The sequence below is a fragment of the Rhizobium sp. LEGMi-198b genome, assembly GCF_054114205.1.
In genome coordinates this window covers 152,675-170,958 of record NZ_JBSYVH010000009.1, presented here as the reverse complement: position 1 = coordinate 170,958, position 18,284 = coordinate 152,675, and the positions used below count along the sequence as shown (strand labels likewise).

The window sequence follows — 18,284 nt, the reverse complement described above, 5'->3', positions numbered from 1 at the left end:
ATTGGGGAGCCGGCATGTTGAGACGCCTGTTTTTCGCGTTTTCCTTCTTCCTTATCGGAATTGAGTGCCTGCCGGCCGTCGCCCAACAGGCGCCGGCGCCGGCTTTCGACACCAAGGCCGCGCAGGCCTTCATGATCGAAGCCTCCACCGGCACGATCCTGCTTGCCAAGGATGAGAATCAACCGATTTCCCCGGCCTCGCTTGCGAAGCTAATGACCATGGATGTCGTCTTCGATGCAGTCGGGCGAGGGGAGATTTCGCTTGATACGGAATATCCCGTTTCCGAAAACGCCTGGCGCAAGGGCGGTGCACCGTCGCGTGCATCGACCATGTTCGCCGCCCTGAAATCGCGCGTGCGCGTCGGCGATCTGATCCAGGGCGTCGCCGTGCAGCAGGCCAATGACGGCTGCATGATCCTTGCCGAAGGCATGTCCGTGAATGAAAAGGAATTCGCCCGGCGCATGACGGCGCATGCGCGCGAGATCGGCATGCCGAGAGCGGTCTTTACCAATTCGACCGGCCTTCCGGACCCTGACGACCCCAATGACGGCAGCAAGATTTCGGTGCACGAGCTGGTGACGCTGGCACAGGACCTGCAGGAGAAACACGCCGATCTCTACAAATATTTCGGCCAGGCGGATTTTACCTGGAACAAGATCTACCAGCGCAACCGCAATCCGCTGCTCCCCCTGAACATCGGCGTCGACGGCCTCGGCACCGGCTTTGCCGAGGGCGAGGGCTATTCGATCGTCGCCTCCATCCAGCGCGGCGGCCGACGGCTGTTCCTGGCGCTCGGCGGCTTGAAAACGGACAAGGAACGCACCGAGGAAACCCGCCGCGTGCTGGAATGGGGCCTCAGCAACTTCAAGAGCCAGCGCATCTTTGCCGATGGCGAGGTGATCGGCGACGCCAGCGTCTATGGCGGCGCGGAGTCGACGGTCGGCCTCATCGCCAAGGTACCGGTCGATGTCTATGTGCCGCTCAACAATCCCGACCGCCTGTCGGCCCGCATCGTCTATCGGTGGCCGCTGACGGCACCGGTCGCCGTCGGCTACGAAGCGGGAACGCTCCGCGTCTTTTCCGGCGCACGGCTGTTGCGCGAATTGCCCCTCTATACAAAGGATGCCGTCGCCCAGGGAACGCTCAGCAGCCGCGCTTTCGATGCTTTCATGGAGCTGACGGAATCGCTGCTGTTCTCCTGGCTTTGGGACACCCCGACGTCGACTTGATTGTTTCCCGCCTCGTGAATTCCCTTGTTTACAGCCTATATAGAATGTCAGGCTCAGATGCTTTGCGTGGTTTCACGAGCGCGCATCTTGAGTTAAACAGGGCACACGTCACGCTACGGCAAAAATGCGGAAAACAAGTGCAGGACATGATCATTGGCTGATGCAACCGGATTGTTCGTGAGCTTTGAAGGCGGGGAAGGGGCCGGTAAATCGACCCAGATTCGCTGCCTGGCGGAACGGTTGCGCGGGCTCGGTCATGACGTCCTGGTGACGCGCGAACCGGGCGGCTCGCCGGGGGCGGAGGCCGTACGCCATGTGCTGCTTTCGGGCGCGGCGGAAATGTTCGGCACGCGCATGGAGGCGATCCTGTTCGCCGCGGCACGCAACGATCATGTCGAAGAGGTCATCCGCCCGGCGCTTGCGCGCGGCACGATCGTGCTTTGCGACCGCTTCATGGATTCCTCGCGCGTTTATCAGGGCATAACAGGAAATCTCGAACCTGATTTCATCGAGGCGCTGCAGCGTGTCGCGGTCAACGGCGTGGTGCCGGACTGTACGCTGATCCTTGATATTCCCGCCAAAATCGGCCTGGAGCGGGCCCGCAAGCGTGCTTCGGCCAGTGCCGCACCGGATCGCTTCGAAAAAGAAGAAATGCAGACGCATGAGAAGCGTCGGGAAGCCTTTCTCGATATTGCCGCGCGCGATCCGGGCCGTTGTCACGTCATCGATGCGCAGCGCTCCGAAGATGCCATTGCCAATGAAATTGCCAGCATAGTCGAAGAACGGCTGACATCGGCAGACGATATGCCGTCCATCAGACCGGAAGTGGCGCAATGAGCGAAGATCGGCCAGGGGTTCTCGATGGTGCGATTCCGCCCCAGGATAACACCCGTCTCTTCGGCCACGAGGAGGCGGAAGCCTTCCTGTCGCAATCCTATCGCTCGGGCAAAGGTCACCATGCCGTCCTGATCGAGGGGCCAGAAGGCATCGGCAAGGCAACGCTTGCCTTTCGTTTTGCCAATCATGTTCTGTCTCATCCCGACCCCGCCATGGCGCCGGAAATGATCGGCGACCCCGATCCGGCTTCCGCCATCAGTCGGCAGATTTCCGGCGGTGCCTCGCACAATCTCTTGCATCTTGCCCGTCCCGTCGACGACAAGACCGGAAAGGTAAAGTCTGCGATCACTGTCGATGAGGTGCGCCGCGCCGGCAAGTTCTTCTCACAGACCTCCGGCACGGGCAATTGGCGTATCGTCATCATCGATCCGGCCGATGATCTCAATCGAAGCGCTGCCAATGCCATATTGAAGATCCTCGAGGAGCCACCGAAGCGGGCACTGTTCCTCGTGCTGTCGCACGCGCCGGGCAAGCTGCTGCCGACCATCCGCTCGCGCTGCCTGCCACTGAGGCTGACGCCGCTGAGCGACGATGCTCTAGGGAACGCGCTTGCGCATCTTGGTATCAGCCTGTCGCCGGGGCAGGGTGCGGACCTGCTTGCCGCGGCCAAGGGGAGCGTCGGCGAGGCTCTGAAACTGCTGAACTATGGCGGTGGCGAAATCGTTGCGGCCTACGAGCAGGTCATCTCAACGGATGGGCCTGCGGCGCGCCGGGCAATGCATCGCCTCGCCGATGCCTTGTCGGCGAAGGAAAGCGACACGATCTTCGGATTCTTCGTGTCCCATATCGGCGACGACATCATGGCGCGGGCGAGGGCGGCGGCGCTGGAGGGACGCCTCACTGTGGCCGAAAGACTCGCTCGCCTCTATTCTGACGTCACCGAGCGGCTCACCGTATCGCAGGCCTACAATCTCGATCGCAAGCAGACGATCATCACGATTCTCGGCGAGCTCAAGCAGCAGCTTTCCATTTAGGGAAAGAGTAATTTCCAGGCGACGATCATCAAGGTGACGGCAAGCACCGTCCTGATTATCCGTTCGTGCAAACGCGGCGCCAGCAGGCTGCCGGCAACGATGCCGGGAACCGAGCCGAGCAGCAGTGCAAACAGCATCGTCCAGTTAATCTCGCCGATGAACCAGTAACCCATGCCGCCGATCAATGTCAGCGGTACGGCATGGACGATATCCGAGCCGACGATCTCGCGCACATCGAGATGCGGATAGAGCACCAGCAGCACGGTGACGCCGAGCGCGCCGGCGCCGACGGAGGTCATGGTGACGAGGGTGCCGAGCACAAAGCCAAGGACGAGCGTCAGCAGCGCGATGCTACGCGGCGAAAGCGTCCCGCGCTCGCCTCGCCATTTCCGGATGGCGCTCAGCACCTGGCCGCGAAAGATCAGCATCAACGACGTCAGAAACAGGAGACAGCCCAGGGACACCGTGATCGTATGGGCAACCGCCGGACTCTCGCGATTGACGCCCGCCATGATCCACAGCATCGCAAGCGCGGCGGGCACACTTCCGGAGGCGAGCAAGCCCACCACTTTCCAGTTCACCCGCCCGTGCATGCCATGAACCGCGGTGCCCGCGGTCTTGGTGATCGCGGCATAAAGGAGGTCCGTGCCAACGGCGGTGGCCGGATGCACACCGAACAACAGAACCAGCAATGGCGTCATCAACGACCCGCCACCGACGCCGGTGATACCCACCAGCATGCCGACGAAGAAACCGGAAAAGGAATAAAGGGGTTGAAACGCGGCCGGAAAAATCAAAGCCACGGCCCCTTCAAGCCGTTGGACAGGCTATTAAAAATGGAAATAGTATTCACGGCGGTCCCTGTCCTGCGCTTTTGTTTTCTGAAGGGGTAAAGCCGGGGCTGGATCGAGTCAAGCGAGGACGTCCACGGAACGTGGAATGCTGCGAGCGCGAAACTTGGTGTTTCACTCCCAGCAAACATGCGCTAAAGCGAGCGAGTGCAAGAATAACAATGACGAAACCGTAAACCGGACCATTGCCTGATATGACCGACAAGACCCCGTTCTACATCACCACTGCGATCGCTTACCCCAACGGCAAGCCGCATATCGGCCATGCCTATGAGCTGATTGCCACCGACGCCATGGCGCGCTTCCAGCGGCTGGACGGGCTCGATGTCTTTTTCCTGACCGGCACGGACGAACACGGCCAGAAGATGCAGCAGACGGCGCGCGCCGAAGGCCTGACGGCACAGCAGCTAGCCGACCGCAATTCGGACGAGTTCCAGGCCATGGGCAAGCTGCTCAATGCCTCGAATGACGACTTCATCCGCACGACGCAGGCCCGCCATCACGAGACCTCGCAGAACATCTGGAACCTGATGGCCGATGCCGGCGACATCTACAAGGATTCCTATGCCGGCTGGTATTCGGTGCGCGACGAGGCCTATTACCAGGAAAATGAGACCGAGCTTCGCGCCGATGGCGTCCGTTACGGGCCTCAGGGCACGCCGGTAGAATGGGTGCAGGAGGAGAGCTACTTCTTCAAGCTCTCGGAATACCAAGACCGACTGCTGAAGCACTACGAGGAGAACCCCGATTTCATCGGTCCGGCCGAGCGCCGCAACGAGGTGATCTCTTTCGTCAAATCAGGCCTCAAGGACCTGTCGATTTCACGCACGACGTTCGACTGGGGCATCAAGGTGCCGAACGATCCCGCCCATGTCATGTATGTCTGGGTCGATGCACTGACGAACTACATCACGGCGACCGGCTATATCGAGGACCGGAACAATCCGCGGGCGAAATACTGGCCGGCCGATGTGCACATCATCGGCAAGGACATCATCCGCTTTCACGCCGTCTACTGGCCGGCTTTCCTGATGTCGGCCAAGCTGCCGCTGCCGAAGCGCGTCTATGCCCATGGCTTCCTGCTCAACAAGGGCGAGAAGATGTCGAAGTCGCTCGGCAACGTCGTCGATCCGGTCAATCTGGTGAACCATTTCGGCCTCGACCAGGTGCGCTATTTCTTCCTGCGCGAAGTCTCCTTCGGCCAGGACGGCAGCTACAGCGAAGAGGCGATCGGCACCCGCATCAACTCCGATCTTGCCAACGGCATCGGCAATCTCGCCAGCCGGTCGCTCTCGATGATCGTCAAGAATTGCGACGGCAAGATCCCAGAATGCGGAGAGCTGACCGACGTGGACAAGGCGCTGCTGGCGCAGGCCGATGCGCTGCTGGCCTCCACGCGCGAGGACATGGGCAAGCAGCTCATCCACCGCGCGCTGGCTTCGATCATCGCCGTCGTCTCCGAAAGCGACCGCTATTTCGCCGGCCAAGAGCCTTGGGCACTGAAGAAGACCGATCCGGCTCGCATGGCGACCGTGCTCTACGTTACCGCCGATGTCGTCCGCCAGATCGGCATTCTCTTGCAGCCCTTCATGCCGGAGTCTTCTGCCAAGCTGCTGGATCTGATCGCTATTCCCGCCGACAAGCGCGATTTCGCGGCGCTCGGCGAGGCCGGCCGCCTTATCCCCGGAACGCCCTTGGAAGCGCCCAAGCCCGTCTTCCCGCGCTATGTGGCGCCGGAAGTCGAATAAGGTTTTTCTACTGCCATGTTGATCGATACGCATTGCCATCTGGATTTTGCCGACTTCGCGGAGGAACGCGACGCGATCGTCGCGCGCGCCCATGAGGTTGGCGTCAAGCAGATGGTCACCATCTCGACCAAGGTCAGAAAGCTCGATGGATTGCTTGCGATAACAGAGCGCTATCCCTCGGTTTTCTGCTCGGTCGGCACGCATCCGAACAGCGCCGACCAGGAACTGGATATCCAGACGGAAGACCTTGTGCGGCTGGCAAACCAGCACGAGAAGATCGTCGCGATCGGCGAGGCGGGTCTCGATTATTTCTACGATACCGTCAAGCCGGAAGATCAGAAGACCGGCTTCCTGCGCCACATCGCGGCCGCACGCGAAACGAAGCTGCCGCTGGTCATTCACAGCCGCAGCGCCGATGAGGACATGGCCGCGATCCTGACCGAGGAAACAGGGAAGGGGGCCTTCCCCTTCATCCTGCATTGCTTCTCCTCCGGCCCGGCCCTCGCCCGCACCGGCGTCGAGCTTGGCGGCTATATTTCCTTCTCCGGTATTCTGACCTTCCCGAAATCGGAAGAGCTGCGCGAGATCGCCAAAACGATCCCGCATGACCGGCTGCTGGTCGAGACGGATGCGCCATACCTTGCGCCGAAGCGCTGGCGCGGCAAACGCAATGAGCCATCCTACGTCGTCAACACAGCCGAGGTGCTGGCGGATACGATCGGCGTCAGCATGGACGAGATCGCAGAGATCACCACCCAGAATGCGTTCCGCTGCTTCTCCCGCATGACGAGGGTCTGACGGCGTGACACACCGGCGGCGCTTCACCATATTGGGCTGCTCGTCGTCGCCGGGGGTGCCGCGCATTACCGGCGATTGGGGCGCCTGCGACCCGAAGAATCCGAAAAACCGGCGCACGCGTGCTGCCTTCATGATCGAGCAGATCGCGCCGGATGGCGGCATCACCACCGTCGTCGTCGATACCGGCCCGGATTTTCGCGAGCAGATGATCCGCGCTGGCGTCGGCTCTGTCGATGCGGTGCTCTATACGCACGCCCATGCCGACCATATTCACGGCATCGACGACCTGCGTGGTTTCTTCCACAATTCGCATGAGCGCATTCCGATCTATGCCGATCAGCCGACCATGGACCGCATCCGCGAGGGCTTCGGCTATTGTCTGGAGACGCCGCCAGGCAGTAACTATCCGCCGATCGTCCGGCCGATCATCATCGAAAGCCTGGACAAGAGTTTCACGGTCGACGGGCCGGGCGGTCCGATCAGCTTCTGGCCGCACAGGCAGCAGCACGGCGACATCCACTCGCTTGGCTTTCGCATCGGCAGCCTTGCTTATTGCAGCGATATCAGCGACTTCCCAGCGGAATCTGTCGAGAGAGTTCAAGATCTCGACGTCCTGATCATCGATGCGCTGCAATACCGGCCGCATCCAAGCCATCTCTCGCTGGAGCAATCGCTCGCCTGGATCGAACGGCTGCAGCCACGCCGCGCGATCCTGACGCATATGCACACACCACTCGACTACGCGACCGTGCTTGCGGAAACACCTGAGAATGTCGAGCCGGCTTACGACCAGATGCGGATCGAACTCGATGTGGAGGATGATGATCTATGAGCGAGGACAGTAAGAAGCTTTCAAGCCTCGAACGCGTCGAACAGGCTGCCCGCGATCTCGGCCTCGACATCGTCATCAAGCGCATGGAGCAATCGACCCGCACAGCCGAAGAAGCGGCCAATGCGGCCGGCTGCGCTGTTGGCCAGATCGTCAAATCGCTAGTCTTCGTCAATGCGGAGACCCACGGCCTGACGCTGCTCCTTATTTCCGGCGCCCACAATGCCGATACGGCATATATCGCGACCACTTACGGGCTACGCCTGAAGCGCGCCGACATCGACCGCGTCCGCGACGAAACCGGCTTCGCCATCGGCGGCGTCGGCCCGATCGGCCATCGTGTGAAGCTGCCGGTTTTCATCGACGAAAGCCTGTTGGGCTACGACCAGGTTTGGTGCGCAGCAGGACGGCCAGACAGCATCTTTGCTTGCGATCCCAAAACCTTGGCCGAGAAGACCGGAGCCCAGATTATCCGCGTAAAGGCGGCTTGAGGCGAGTTCAGCTCACTCGCCTGATATCGATTTTTGTTCCATAATCTATCTTATCTGACTTTCATTTGTAGGCCGGTGGGTTCCAGTTCGAACTGCAACGTTCTTCCCTCCTTCGCTTGCCGCCGTCGCAGAAATTCAGAAGTTTCGCAGCGGCACCGCACCATGACTTATCGCGCGGCGCGTGCCAGCCCGTGCGCAACAAGCCGGTCGATGGTCTCCGCATAGCTGATGCCGCTCGCCGCCATGGCTTTGGAATACATGCTGATATCGGTGAAACCGGGAATCGTGTTGATCTCGTTGACGAGAAACTGCATGTCCGCGGTCACGAAGAAATCGACGCGCGCCATGCCATCGCAGCCAACCGCCCGGAAGGCATTGCCTGCCGTCTCGCGGAGCCGGCGCTCGATCTCCTCCGGCAGCTCAGCCGGCACTTTCAAAGCCGCGCCGTTCTCGTCGATATATTTTGCGTCGTAGCTATAAAAACCGTGGCTCTCCGCCGGCACGATTTCGCCGGGACGCGAAACGAAGAGATTGCCTGCCGTATCCTCCAGCACACTGCATTCGATCTCCCGTCCGCGGATGAACTCCTCCGCAAGCAGCTTGCGGTCATGCTTGAAGCCTTCCGCGAGCGCTGCTTCATATTCACTGGCCGTCATAACCTTGCTGACGCCGACCGACGATCCCTGACGCGCCGGCTTGATGAACACGGGCAGTCCGAGCGTGCGTTCGAGATCGGCGAAGGAAGGCGCGCCGGTCTCGTGAATGGTGACTCCTCGCGCCGTAGCCAGACCTGCTTGGTTCAGCAGCCGCTTGGCGATGTCTTTGTCCAGCGCAACCGCCGAACCGAGGATACCGCATCCGACAAGCGGCACCCGGGCGACTTCGGCAAGCCCCTGGGACGAGCCATCCTCGCCATGCGGCCCATGCAGGACGGGAAACAAGATATCGATCTTCGGCAGGTCGCGGGGGCTATCGACAGCCGAAATCGCGATCATTCGTCCACGCCCACCGGGCACAAGGCAGATTTCTGTCCCGCTCTCCGGCGTCGACAGTTTGCCGTCCTCGAAAGTGCTTAAGAGCCACTTTCCCTCGCGGGTGACGAAGATGGGCACGGCATCGTATTTGGCCGGCTGCAGGGCACGCATGACATTCGTCGCAGACAGCACCGAGACGTCGTGCTCGGCGGAACGCCCACCAAAAAGCACGGCGATGCGCAGTTTCGAGGATGCCGCGGCGTCTGTCATAAATGTTCTCCGGAATGGTTCGGGTTGCGAGGTCGGGAGCCAATCGCAACGCCACGATTGGCGAAAATGCGGTGGCGAGCTGCATCCTCATCTCCGATGTTTCCGGCTGAAGTACGGCAAAGTCCGCCATGCCCGACGGACGCGGGTATGGCGGGATGGTGCTATCATCTGCAGGCTATTCCAAGCTCTGACGGCGCCGGATCTCGGCCTCGGACGGGGCCTGCTGGGCAAAGGAACCGGTCTTGACGTCACCGGCTGGCTCGTAAGTCGCCATGATGACGCCGCTCGGGAAGGATTGCGAGCGGATGAGTTTCAGCGCGGCCGGAACCGTTCCCTCGGCGAACAGCTTTTTGCCCTTGCCAAGCAGCACAGGGAAGGTCAGTACCGTATATTCGTCGATCAATCCGTGACGAAGCAGGGTCTGAATAAGGTTGCCGCTCCCCTGGATCAAGAGATCCGGCCCCTCGCCTTTCTTAAGCTCCGTCAGCGCTGCCGTAACGTCAGTTCCGAGCGATTGGCTGTTGTTCCAATCAAGCCTGATATCGCCGCGGGTCGCAACATATTTGGTGACCTTGTTGAACAACACGCCGATAGAGTCATCTTCGCCGGCATAGGGCCAATAAGCAGCAAAGATATCGTAGGTCTTGCGGCCAAGCAGCAGGTCGAAGGGCTTGCCGAATATCTGGCCCAGGGCTGAACCCGTCGCTTCGTCGAAATAGGGAAACGTCCAGCCACCGAACCGAAATCCGCCGGTCGGATCCTCCTCCGGAGCGCCCGGCGCCTGCATGACCCCGTCGAGGCTGATGAATGTGGCTGCGATGATCCTGCGCATGATGTCCTCCATGAGTTTGGGTTTGTCGATCCAAGGACGTTTCTCTCCAGGTGAAACCGACAGGCACTTGAAATTTTTGTCCGAAGCTTTTCAGGTCCGAGCTCGAATTGCGCCGCGCGACACAGTCGAATACCGCCCATCGCCGAACACGCAATCTAACGCCCAGGTGGCACTTGTGACCATTTGACTCTTGAATGACGGTCCGGAATCGGCGACATTCGTCCTACCAATATTCCCTTTGCGATCCGAACCCGATTTCGGGCCCGCCTCGTTCAAAAATGCCTGGATAAGAGCGTGAGCAGCGATTCCTCAAGAAGCGCGGCGAAGCCATTGGCTTCGTTGGCGCATGTCAATGCGGCTGGTTGGGGTCGGGGTCTCTCCACCATCGTGCGGATCACGCATATGACGCTGTGCCATCCCTGGCAGACCGGCTTGGCGATCGGCGCAACATTCGTTGCGGCGACGCGGCCGGCCAGCTCGCGGAAAATGCATTGTTGACGACCGCCCTGCTCCTGCTGGTCGTCAGCATCCTGCGCGGCCTTTTCACGATGGTGCAGAACTACTTTAGCGAAGCTGTCGGACACCATATGGGCTACGAGCTGCGGCTGGCCTGCTATGAAAAGATCCAGCAGCTCTCCTTCAGCTTCCACGACAATGTGCATTCCGGCGATCTCATCACGGTCGGCCTGCTCGATCTCGAAGGCGTGCGCATGTATTTTTCGACGGCGCTGGTGCGCATGGTGCTACTCACCATGCTGATCGGCGTCGGCGCCTATATGCTTCTGTCGACCGATGTCCTGCTCGGGTTATTGGCGCTGAGCTTCGTGCCTTTCGTCGCTTGGCGCTCCTCCGTGACACAGCTCAGATTGCGTTCGACTTGGCTCGAACTGCAGGAACGGCTATCGGTGCTGACCCGCGTGATGGAGGAAAACCTCGGCGGCATTCGTGTCGTGCGTGCCTTCGCGGCGCAGGCCCACGAACTGATGAAGTTCGACAGGGCTTCGCACAATGCGCTCACCCTTGCTCACAAACGCGTCGGTATCCGCGTCGTCAATACCAGCGCCATGAACTTCTCCTTTTTCGCCGCCATGGGCCTCGTGCTCTGGGTTGGCGGCACCAAGGTGATTGCGGGCGAGATCAGTGTCGGCACCCTCGCCTCGTTCCTGACCTTCATGACCATTCTGCAGATGCCGGTGCGCCAGCTCGGCCTGATGGTCAACGCGTTTGCCCGCGCATCGACCTGCGGCTCGCGGCTGTTCGCCCTGCTCGACCTCGACATCGCCATCAAGGATGCGCCGGACGCCAAGCCGCTTGCCGTTACGGACGGCGTTCTGCGCTTCGAAAGTGTCGGCTTCACCTATCCCGGCTCGGAAAACCGCCCCGTCCTCAGGGATGTCAGCTTCGAAGCACGGCGCGGCGAGACGATCGGCATCGTCGGGCCGCCCGGCAGCGGCAAATCGACCATCGCGCATCTGATCCCGCGCTTCTATGACGTCACATCCGGCCGGATCACGATCGACGGCCAGGATATCCGCAAGGCGACGCTGCAGTCGCTGCGCCAGTCGGTGGCCGTCGTGCAGCAGGATTCCTTCCTGTTCACGACCAGCATCGAAAACAATATCGCCTACGGCGATCCCTGGGCGAAGGAACAGCGCATCGAGCGCGCCGCCGAATCCGCCCAACTGCACAACTATATTCTCGGCCTGCCGGCCGGCTATACCACCGTCGTCGGAGAACGCGGCGTGTCGCTTTCCGGCGGCCAGCGCCAGCGTTTGACGATCGCTCGGACGTTGATGCTGAAGCCAGCGGTAATGGTGTTCGATGATTCCACCGCTGCCATTGACGCTGCAACCGAGCAACGCATCCGCAGCGCCATGAAGCGGTTTGCCCGAGATCGGGTGACCCTCGTTGTCGCCCACCGCCTCAGCTCTCTGATGCATGCCGACCAGATCCTGTTTGTCGAAGACGGTGAGATTGTCGAGCGTGGAACCCACGAGCAGCTCCTTGCTGCCGGTGGGCGGTACAAGGCGCTGTACGATCTGCAGGTCCGCCCAGACAGCGATGTCTCTAGGGTCGCAGGGGCGAGAAGGGAGGCCTGACAATGTCGGAAACTGTTGAAACCGAGCGCAACGACGTGCGCGAAGACGGGCGGCGCCCTCCCCGCGCTGTGGTCGGCTCCCATCGCGTCGAGGAAGAGATTTTCGGCAAGGTCTTCGACGGCAAGATCATCCGCCGCATCTGGGCGTTCGTCAGCCCCTACCGCCGCCAGATCTACATTTCCGTCGGAGCCGTGCTTCTCTTCACCGGGTCGCAGATCGTCATCCCGCTCGTCATCCGCTATGCGATCGATCACGCGATGGCACCTGGCGCGACCAACTATTCGGCGCTCTGGCTGGCCCTGGCGATCTTCACAGCAGCGATTCTGGTCAATTATGCTGCCAGCTATGTGCAGGAGACCTTTGTCGGCCAGGTCGCGGAGGAAGTGCTCTTCGATATCCGCAGGGCGATGTTTGCACATCTGCAGCGGGTATCACTCTCCTTCATGGACAAGACCGAAGTCGGCCGGTTGATGTCGCGCCTGCAGGGCGACGTCAACTCCATGCAGGAATTCCTTGAAACATCGGTGCTTTCCGTCGGCGATATCGCCCTGCTCTTCGGCATCGTCATCGTCATTCTCTCGCTCGATTTCCGGCTTGGCCTGCTGACGCTGTCGGTCATGCCGATCCTTTTCGTCGTCCGGCTGTTCTGGCTTCCGAAGGCACGTGTCGCCTTCATGAACGCGCATGAGACAAACTCCGTCACCAACGGCGCCTTGGCCGAGGCGATCCATGGCGTGCGCGCCGTTCAGGGCATGCACAGGCAGAGCGTCAATTTCGGTCTCTTCGACGACAAGGCATATACCAACCTCAAGGCACATCTGACGGCTGCGAGATACGCACAGATCATGGTGCCGATCGTCGATACCTTGACGGGCATGGCCATGGCCATCGTCATCATCGTTGGCGGTTCCATGGTGCTGAACCACAGGCTCGACGTCGGCGTCATGGTCGCGTTCCTGTTCTACATTCAGCGCTTCTTCGACCCTATCCGCTCGCTCACCATGCAATATTCCGTCATGCAGCGCGCCATGGCCTCCGGCCAGCGGCTAACGGATGTGCTCGACGTGCCCGTAGATATCAAGGACGCGCCGGACGCCAAAGTGCTGTCGGCGGATATGGACGGCTCGGTCGAATTCCGGGACGTCGTCTTCGGCTATGATCCAAAACATCCAGTGCTGAAGAATGTCAGCTTCAAGGTCAATCCCGGTGAGACTGTAGCTCTGATCGGCCCGACCGGCTCCGGCAAATCGAGCTCCATGGCCTTGATCCATCGTTTCTACGAGGTGCAGCAGGGTCAGGTGCTCGTCGGCGGCCATGATGTGCGCTCCCTCACGCAGGATTCGCTCGGCCGACAGATCGCCATGGTGCTGCAGGAGCCATTCCTGTTCACCGGCACCGTGCTGGAGAACATTCGCTACAACAAGGCCGAGGCCACGCGCGCGGAGATCGTCGAGGCCGCAAAGGCGGTGGGTGCGCATGAGTTCATCATGCGGCTTGCCGATGGCTACGATACCGTTCTCGGTGAACGTGGCAGCGGCTTGTCGCTCGGCCAGCGCCAGCTTGTCAGCTTCGCCCGCGCCCTTGTCGCCGACGCGAAGATACTCGTGCTCGACGAGGCAACCGCGAACATCGACAGCTATACCGAGATGCTGATCCAAAAGGCGCTGGTGAAGCTGCTCGAGGGACGCACCGGCCTTGTGATTGCTCACCGCCTCGCCACCATCCGCGAGGCCGATCGCATCATCGTCCTGCAGAATGGCCAATTGATCGAGAGCGGCAATCACCATCAGCTCATGGCCAACGGCAAGCTCTATTCGAAGCTTTATAACCTCAATTATGCGTCCTTCGACGATATTCCGGAGGAGGAAGTGAGTGCTTCGGTGCCGGTGGAATCGCGCACCTAGCAGTTCGTTTTTAAAACTGAAGACCTGGAGACTGAAGCGTTGATCACATTTTTCAGACGCTACGCAAAGGCCTCGTTGTCGATACTGTGGAGAGTTTGTCTGATCATACTCATCGGAGGCGTGATATTTAACGGCGCTCCAGATCAGATCTTTCGATATTTCGTCGAACGCACGGAATTCAGCATAAAGCTCGAGCCGGTCTTGCGAGCCACATATTTTGCGCTGATTTTCCTTATTCTTGCCTTCTGGAGATTCCTTGCCAGAACAATATTGTTCGAGAAAAGCTCATTATTTACGGACGAGGTGTGGCGTGAAATCTACTTGATGCTTTTTGCTTGGGCATTGGCTTTGGCGGCGCTAGACGCATTCTTAGCCCTATATGCGTCAACCGACGTTTGGGTCGCCATTGTCCGCTCAACACCGTTTCTCTTATTATTGATCTATATTTTTCTCATTTCCTTCAGATACCAAGGAAAACTCAAGCCCATGGCCGAGCTTCCGTAACGCTGTTTAGCGAAACACCCCGCCATTCAAGCCTAGTGACTTGCATGATGATAGTAACCCATGCTATTCGCCTCGGCCATGCAGAGAACAAGCTTCAGCGCCTTCAAATGTCCTGCCGCCCGTGCGCTCGAAAGCGTCGGCGACTGGTGGAGCATTCTGATCCTGCGCGATGCGCTTCAGGGTCTGACGCGCTTTGATGAATTCCAGAAGAACCTTGGTGTTGCGCCGAATATCCTGACGCGGCGGCTGAAACATCTGACGGACGAGGGCCTGTTCGAACGCCGCCTCTACAACGAGCGGCCGCCACGCTACGAATACGTGCTGACGGAAAAGGGGCGCGACTTCTTTCCCGTTCTCATGGCGCTGTTTACCTGGGGAAACCGGCATTTGCCGCCCGAGGAGGTTGCCATGCGGCTGGTCGACCCGGCGACGGGTGAGGATCGCGATCCCCTTCTCATCGACCGCGTGACCGGCCGCGCTTTTCATCCCGAAGATACGATTCTGGTTCCCGGACCGGCGGCCGACGAGGCCGTGCATGAACGGATCGCGCAGATGAAGGCATGGTTCCTGGGCTTCGACGCCTGATAAAGATAGGAGTACTCAATCATGGATCGAATCGTCGTAACGGGCATGGGCCTGGTTTCGCCGCTGGGCGTCGGCGTCAATGCCGCCTGGAAGCGGCTGGTCGAAGGACGCTCGGGTCTCAGGCTTCTGCCGGAGACGATGGTCGGCGATCTGGCCGCCAAGGTCGGTGGTGTCGTGCCGAGCCTTGAGGAGGATAGCGAAGCCGGGTTCGATGCCGATCGCTACGTGCCGGTGAAGGACCAGAAGAAGATGGATCGCTTCATCCTCTTCGCCATGGCGGCCGCAGAAGAAGCAATCAGGCAAGCCGGTTGGCAGCCGACCGATCCCGCAGAACTCGAACGCACCGCCACGGTCATCGCCTCCGGCATCGGCGGCTTTCCGGCAATTGCCGACGCGGTGCGCACTGCCGAGACGCGCGGCGTGCGGCGGCTGTCGCCCTTCACCGTCCCCTCATTCCTCGTCAATTTGGCAGCCGGCCAGGTCAGCATTCGCTATGGCTATAAGGGGCCGCTCGGCGCGCCGGTGACGGCCTGCGCTGCTAGCGTCCAGGCGATCGGCGATGCGGCGCGTCTCATCCGTGCCGGTGAAGCCGATGTCGCGATCTGCGGTGGCGCGGAGGCCTGCATCGACAAGGTCAGCCTCGGCGGCTTTGCCGCGGCACGGGCGCTCTCCACCGGCTTCAGCAACCGACCGGAAGAAGCATCCCGTCCCTTCGACGCCGGCCGTGACGGTTTTGTCATGGGCGAAGGCGCCGGCATGCTGGTAATCGAGACGCTGGACCACGCTCTCGCCCGCGGCGCTACGCCGCTCGCCGAACTCGTCGGCTATGGTACCGCCGCCGATGCCTATCATATGACCGCCGGTCCGGAAGATGGCGACGGGGCGCGCCGGGCGATGCTGGCGGCACTGTCGCAGGCGCGGATTTCTCCCAGTGAGGTCAAGCACCTCAATGCCCACGCCACCTCAACGCCGGTCGGCGATCGTGGCGAAATGGAAGCGGTCAAAACGGTATTCGGCCGCGACGGCGGCATCGCCGTCAGCGGCACGAAGGCAGCGACGGGCCATCTTCTTGGCGCTGCCGGCGGCCTGGAAGCGGTCTTCACCATCATGGCGTTGCGCGACCAGATTGCGCCTCCGACCCGCAATCTGCAGGAGGCAGACGCGGCGGCCGACGGTATCGATATTGTTGGCGCAACAGCTCGGCCGATGGCAATGGAATATGCCATCTCCAACGGTTTCGGTTTCGGCGGCGTGAATGCCAGCGCTCTGTTTCGCCGCTGGCAATGATCGGGTTCGGCTTCTCCGGGCTTCGGCGACTACATAGCTGATCCCTGCGATACTCCGCGTCCCTTCTGCAAAGGCATAAAGCGCGCTATGCTCTCCTGGATATTGCCGGAGATCGTCCATGCGCGCTTTATCTCTTGCAGCCGCCCTCTGCATTACCCTCGCCCTCGCCCCGGGCGCACGAGCGGAAGACCCCGTGCAATCGGCGCAGACGTTGATTCAGGAACAGATCGAAGCTTTCCTGCACAATGATGCGGATTCGGCCTATTCCTTCGCTGCCCCCGGCATCAAGGCGCTTTTTCCGGACAAGGACAGCTTCTTCGCCATGGTGAAGAAGAGCTATCAGCCGGTCTATCACCCAGGCAACTACGCCTTCGGCAAGAGCCGCGCCATCGACAACGGCGCGGTCGTCTATCAGGAAGTGCTGATCACCGGCACGGACGGCAAGGACTGGACGGCGATCTATCAGATCGCCCGTCAGCCCGATGGCAGTTATAAGATCAACGGCGTGCAGATCCTGCCGAACGCGACAAGCGAGGGAATCTGATCAGAATTCCCCTCGCCTCTTTTAGCCACCTGCCCTGCTGAAACTGACAGGCTGAACCGCCGCATCCAATGCTGGCCGCGGTAAGGGAACAGCTACAGTAGACGTTGGCGTTGCGCTGATGCTTGCAGTCGTCATTGGATCCGGCGCCGGGATCGGAATCTGGTCTGCAGGTGGCAACAAAACCGGAAATTGCGTTGTTGTGACCGTTTGCACAGGCACATAGTTCATCGCAACTTCGTAGGCCGGAAGTGGCGCTGGCGTTTCAAGGGCGCCATCCTGCCCACGCTTCTCATAGAAAGCGTTTCCGCCGGCCACGGCGACATAGTGCATGTTATTGTAAGGGAATTTCAGACCGTCCGTGTGGAAGAACATCGCATCCTTGACACCCGGATGTCGTTCTCCATTGAGAACCTCCGATGCCGCCTGGTTGAGATCAGGTTCGGCCAGGTCGCTGACCACCCTCGTCATCACGCCTGGCGCAAATTGCCTTTTTTGCGCGACGACGCCGCAGATCGACGAGGCGTAGGCACCGGAGGTCAATCTGTTCATCACGACCGATCCCACTGCCATGTATCCATCATGGTCCGAATGCTCGGACTCGAAATACATCGCTCGCTTCAAACAGTCGCGATCTTTTGCGGTGTAATTGTAGGTTACCTTCGTCGGTCGAATGGACTTGGAAGAGTTTTGGCTGGTCGAGGGTGCTTTCGCCACCGTCGTGCAGCCCGTCGCTGCCAATCCGACAAATATGAGTCCGGAAAGACAGGTCCCCAATGCGCGTTGCGCCCTCAACGGCAGGTGCCTCCTATATTATTAGTGAGCCCTTATCGATAAAGTGGAACGCTTTGTAGCCGAAGTTCAAAGGAATTTCAAACGCAAAGCACCAAAATAGTCAGTGGATCTTACCACCGGCTGAAGGATCATTTATTACGATTCGCTGTTTTTGCAAACGCTTTCTTATCGCGCCGTCGTCTCAGGCGGCCTTTCGGAAGAGCCCAGTTAGACCACCTGAAAACGCCTAATTCATGAGACAAAGACTGAGACATAAGCCATTGCGGATATTATATTTTCTAATTGATATTTAGGTTCCGGACGCCAGCCGACTTCGACCAGAATTCGTCCTGGTGCGAAGCAATAAAACAACCAACCGCCCCGCATAGCCGACGGCGGTTTCCAGATTTCGCAGCCGGCCAATTTGGCGCGCTCGAATTGTGCGTCCACAGCCTCGCGCGACGGCAGCATGAAGCCGATGTGATAGGTGTTGCGGCCGACCGATATTGAATCAGCTCCGCCGAACCTCTCGACCGGATGGCTGATGACCAGTTCGAGCCCGGCATCGTCGCGCAGGATGGCGAGGCCGTTCGCTCCACGGGTTTCGATTTCGGTGAAATCAAAGACGGAAACAAAAAAATCCCGCGTCGCGGCGACGTCGGGAACATGTAAATCTAGGTGATTCAGTCGCATGACA

17 protein-coding genes and 1 pseudogene are annotated in these 18,284 nt (G+C 60.0%); 13 read left to right on the top strand and 5 right to left on the bottom strand.

The window, feature by feature from the left end:
* Nucleotides 1-14: 14 nt before the first annotated feature.
* The 3 genes from ACXHXG_RS28435 (at nucleotide 15) to ACXHXG_RS28425 (ending at nucleotide 3,100) form a co-directional block, all read left to right on the top strand.
* The gene (locus ACXHXG_RS28435) at nucleotides 15-1,229 is read left to right on the top strand and encodes a D-alanyl-D-alanine carboxypeptidase family protein (protein WP_457901473.1); all 1,215 of its coding nucleotides are present in this window, start codon (nucleotides 15-17) and stop codon (nucleotides 1,227-1,229) included.
* A 153-nt stretch (nucleotides 1,230-1,382) separates the two neighbouring features.
* Nucleotides 1,383-2,066 (top strand): dTMP kinase, encoded by a 684-nt coding sequence (tmk, locus tag ACXHXG_RS28430; RefSeq protein ID WP_457901472.1) that lies wholly within the window; start codon nucleotides 1,383-1,385, stop codon nucleotides 2,064-2,066.
* The gene (locus ACXHXG_RS28425; RefSeq protein ID WP_104823079.1) at nucleotides 2,063-3,100 is read left to right on the top strand and encodes a DNA polymerase III subunit delta'; all 1,038 of its coding nucleotides are present in this window, start codon (nucleotides 2,063-2,065) and stop codon (nucleotides 3,098-3,100) included. The genes tmk and ACXHXG_RS28425 overlap by 4 nt, the downstream gene beginning before the upstream one ends.
* Here ACXHXG_RS28425 and ACXHXG_RS28420 read toward each other — a convergent pair.
* The gene (locus ACXHXG_RS28420) at nucleotides 3,097-3,897 is read right to left on the bottom strand and encodes a sulfite exporter TauE/SafE family protein (RefSeq protein WP_104825094.1); all 801 of its coding nucleotides are present in this window, start codon (nucleotides 3,895-3,897) and stop codon (nucleotides 3,097-3,099) included. The two genes, ACXHXG_RS28425 and ACXHXG_RS28420, sit on opposite strands and share 4 nt — an antisense overlap.
* A gap of 248 nt (nucleotides 3,898-4,145) precedes the next feature.
* Here ACXHXG_RS28420 and metG point away from each other — a divergent pair, with 248 nt between their 5' ends.
* From metG to ACXHXG_RS28400, 4 genes are read left to right on the top strand one after another with little or no spacing between them, the layout of a single operon-like run.
* Nucleotides 4,146-5,699, top strand: a complete 1,554-nt coding sequence (gene metG / locus ACXHXG_RS28415; protein ID WP_104823078.1) for a methionine--tRNA ligase — start codon at nucleotides 4,146-4,148, stop codon at nucleotides 5,697-5,699.
* Nucleotides 5,700-5,714: 15 nt separating this feature from the next.
* Nucleotides 5,715-6,497 carry a TatD family hydrolase gene (locus ACXHXG_RS28410; protein ID WP_104823077.1) on the top strand — a complete coding sequence of 261 codons (783 nt, stop codon included), beginning with the start codon at nucleotides 5,715-5,717 and terminating at the stop codon, nucleotides 6,495-6,497.
* 4 nt (nucleotides 6,498-6,501) lie between these two features.
* On the top strand, nucleotides 6,502-7,329 hold the full coding sequence (locus tag ACXHXG_RS28405) for an MBL fold metallo-hydrolase (RefSeq protein WP_457901471.1): 828 nt from the start codon (nucleotides 6,502-6,504) through the stop codon (nucleotides 7,327-7,329).
* Nucleotides 7,326-7,817 (top strand): YbaK/EbsC family protein, encoded by a 492-nt coding sequence (locus tag ACXHXG_RS28400; RefSeq protein WP_457901470.1) that lies wholly within the window; start codon nucleotides 7,326-7,328, stop codon nucleotides 7,815-7,817. Before ACXHXG_RS28405 ends, ACXHXG_RS28400 begins: the two co-directional genes overlap by 4 nt.
* A 167-nt stretch (nucleotides 7,818-7,984) precedes the next feature.
* On the opposite strand, the gene ACXHXG_RS28395 is transcribed toward ACXHXG_RS28400, so the two are convergent.
* Together ACXHXG_RS28395 and ACXHXG_RS28390 are read right to left on the bottom strand one after the other, a co-directional pair.
* Nucleotides 7,985-9,061, bottom strand: coding sequence for a D-alanine--D-alanine ligase family protein (locus ACXHXG_RS28395; protein ID WP_457901469.1), 1,077 nt, complete (start codon nucleotides 9,059-9,061; stop codon nucleotides 7,985-7,987).
* Between the two features lie 175 nt (nucleotides 9,062-9,236).
* Entirely contained in the window at nucleotides 9,237-9,893 is a 657-nt protein-coding gene (locus ACXHXG_RS28390; protein WP_104823070.1) for a dihydrofolate reductase family protein, read from the bottom strand.
* A gap of 339 nt (nucleotides 9,894-10,232) precedes the next feature.
* Here ACXHXG_RS28390 and ACXHXG_RS28385 point away from each other — a divergent pair.
* From ACXHXG_RS28385 to ACXHXG_RS28360, 6 genes and pseudogenes are all read left to right on the top strand, one after another.
* Nucleotides 10,233-11,992 (top strand): annotated as a pseudogene (locus ACXHXG_RS28385) (ABC transporter ATP-binding protein).
* Nucleotides 11,993-11,994: 2 nt separating this feature from the next.
* Entirely contained in the window at nucleotides 11,995-13,896 is a 1,902-nt protein-coding gene (locus tag ACXHXG_RS28380) for an ABC transporter ATP-binding protein (RefSeq protein ID WP_457901468.1), read from the top strand.
* A gap of 39 nt (nucleotides 13,897-13,935) precedes the next feature.
* A complete protein-coding gene (locus ACXHXG_RS28375; protein WP_457901467.1) occupies nucleotides 13,936-14,400 on the top strand; it encodes a hypothetical protein in 465 nt (154 codons plus the stop codon).
* Nucleotides 14,401-14,478: 78 nt separating this feature from the next.
* Nucleotides 14,479-14,985 (top strand): winged helix-turn-helix transcriptional regulator, encoded by a 507-nt coding sequence (locus ACXHXG_RS28370; protein ID WP_104825093.1) that lies wholly within the window; start codon nucleotides 14,479-14,481, stop codon nucleotides 14,983-14,985.
* Nucleotides 14,986-15,006: 21 nt separating this feature from the next.
* A complete protein-coding gene (gene fabF / locus ACXHXG_RS28365) occupies nucleotides 15,007-16,272 on the top strand; it encodes a beta-ketoacyl-ACP synthase II (RefSeq protein ID WP_283050395.1) in 1,266 nt (421 codons plus the stop codon).
* A gap of 118 nt (nucleotides 16,273-16,390) precedes the next feature.
* Nucleotides 16,391-16,816, top strand: a complete 426-nt coding sequence (locus ACXHXG_RS28360; RefSeq protein WP_283050393.1) for a DUF4864 domain-containing protein — start codon at nucleotides 16,391-16,393, stop codon at nucleotides 16,814-16,816.
* Nucleotides 16,817-16,837: 21 nt separating this feature from the next.
* Here ACXHXG_RS28360 and ACXHXG_RS28355 read toward each other — a convergent pair whose 3' ends face one another.
* Both ACXHXG_RS28355 and ACXHXG_RS28350 read right to left on the bottom strand, forming a co-directional pair.
* Nucleotides 16,838-17,608 (bottom strand): cell wall hydrolase, encoded by a 771-nt coding sequence (locus ACXHXG_RS28355; protein WP_104823065.1) that lies wholly within the window; start codon nucleotides 17,606-17,608, stop codon nucleotides 16,838-16,840.
* A gap of 231 nt (nucleotides 17,609-17,839) precedes the next feature.
* Nucleotides 17,840-18,280, bottom strand: coding sequence for a VOC family protein (locus tag ACXHXG_RS28350; RefSeq protein ID WP_104823064.1), 441 nt, complete (start codon nucleotides 18,278-18,280; stop codon nucleotides 17,840-17,842).
* Nucleotides 18,281-18,284 lie beyond the last annotated feature (4 nt).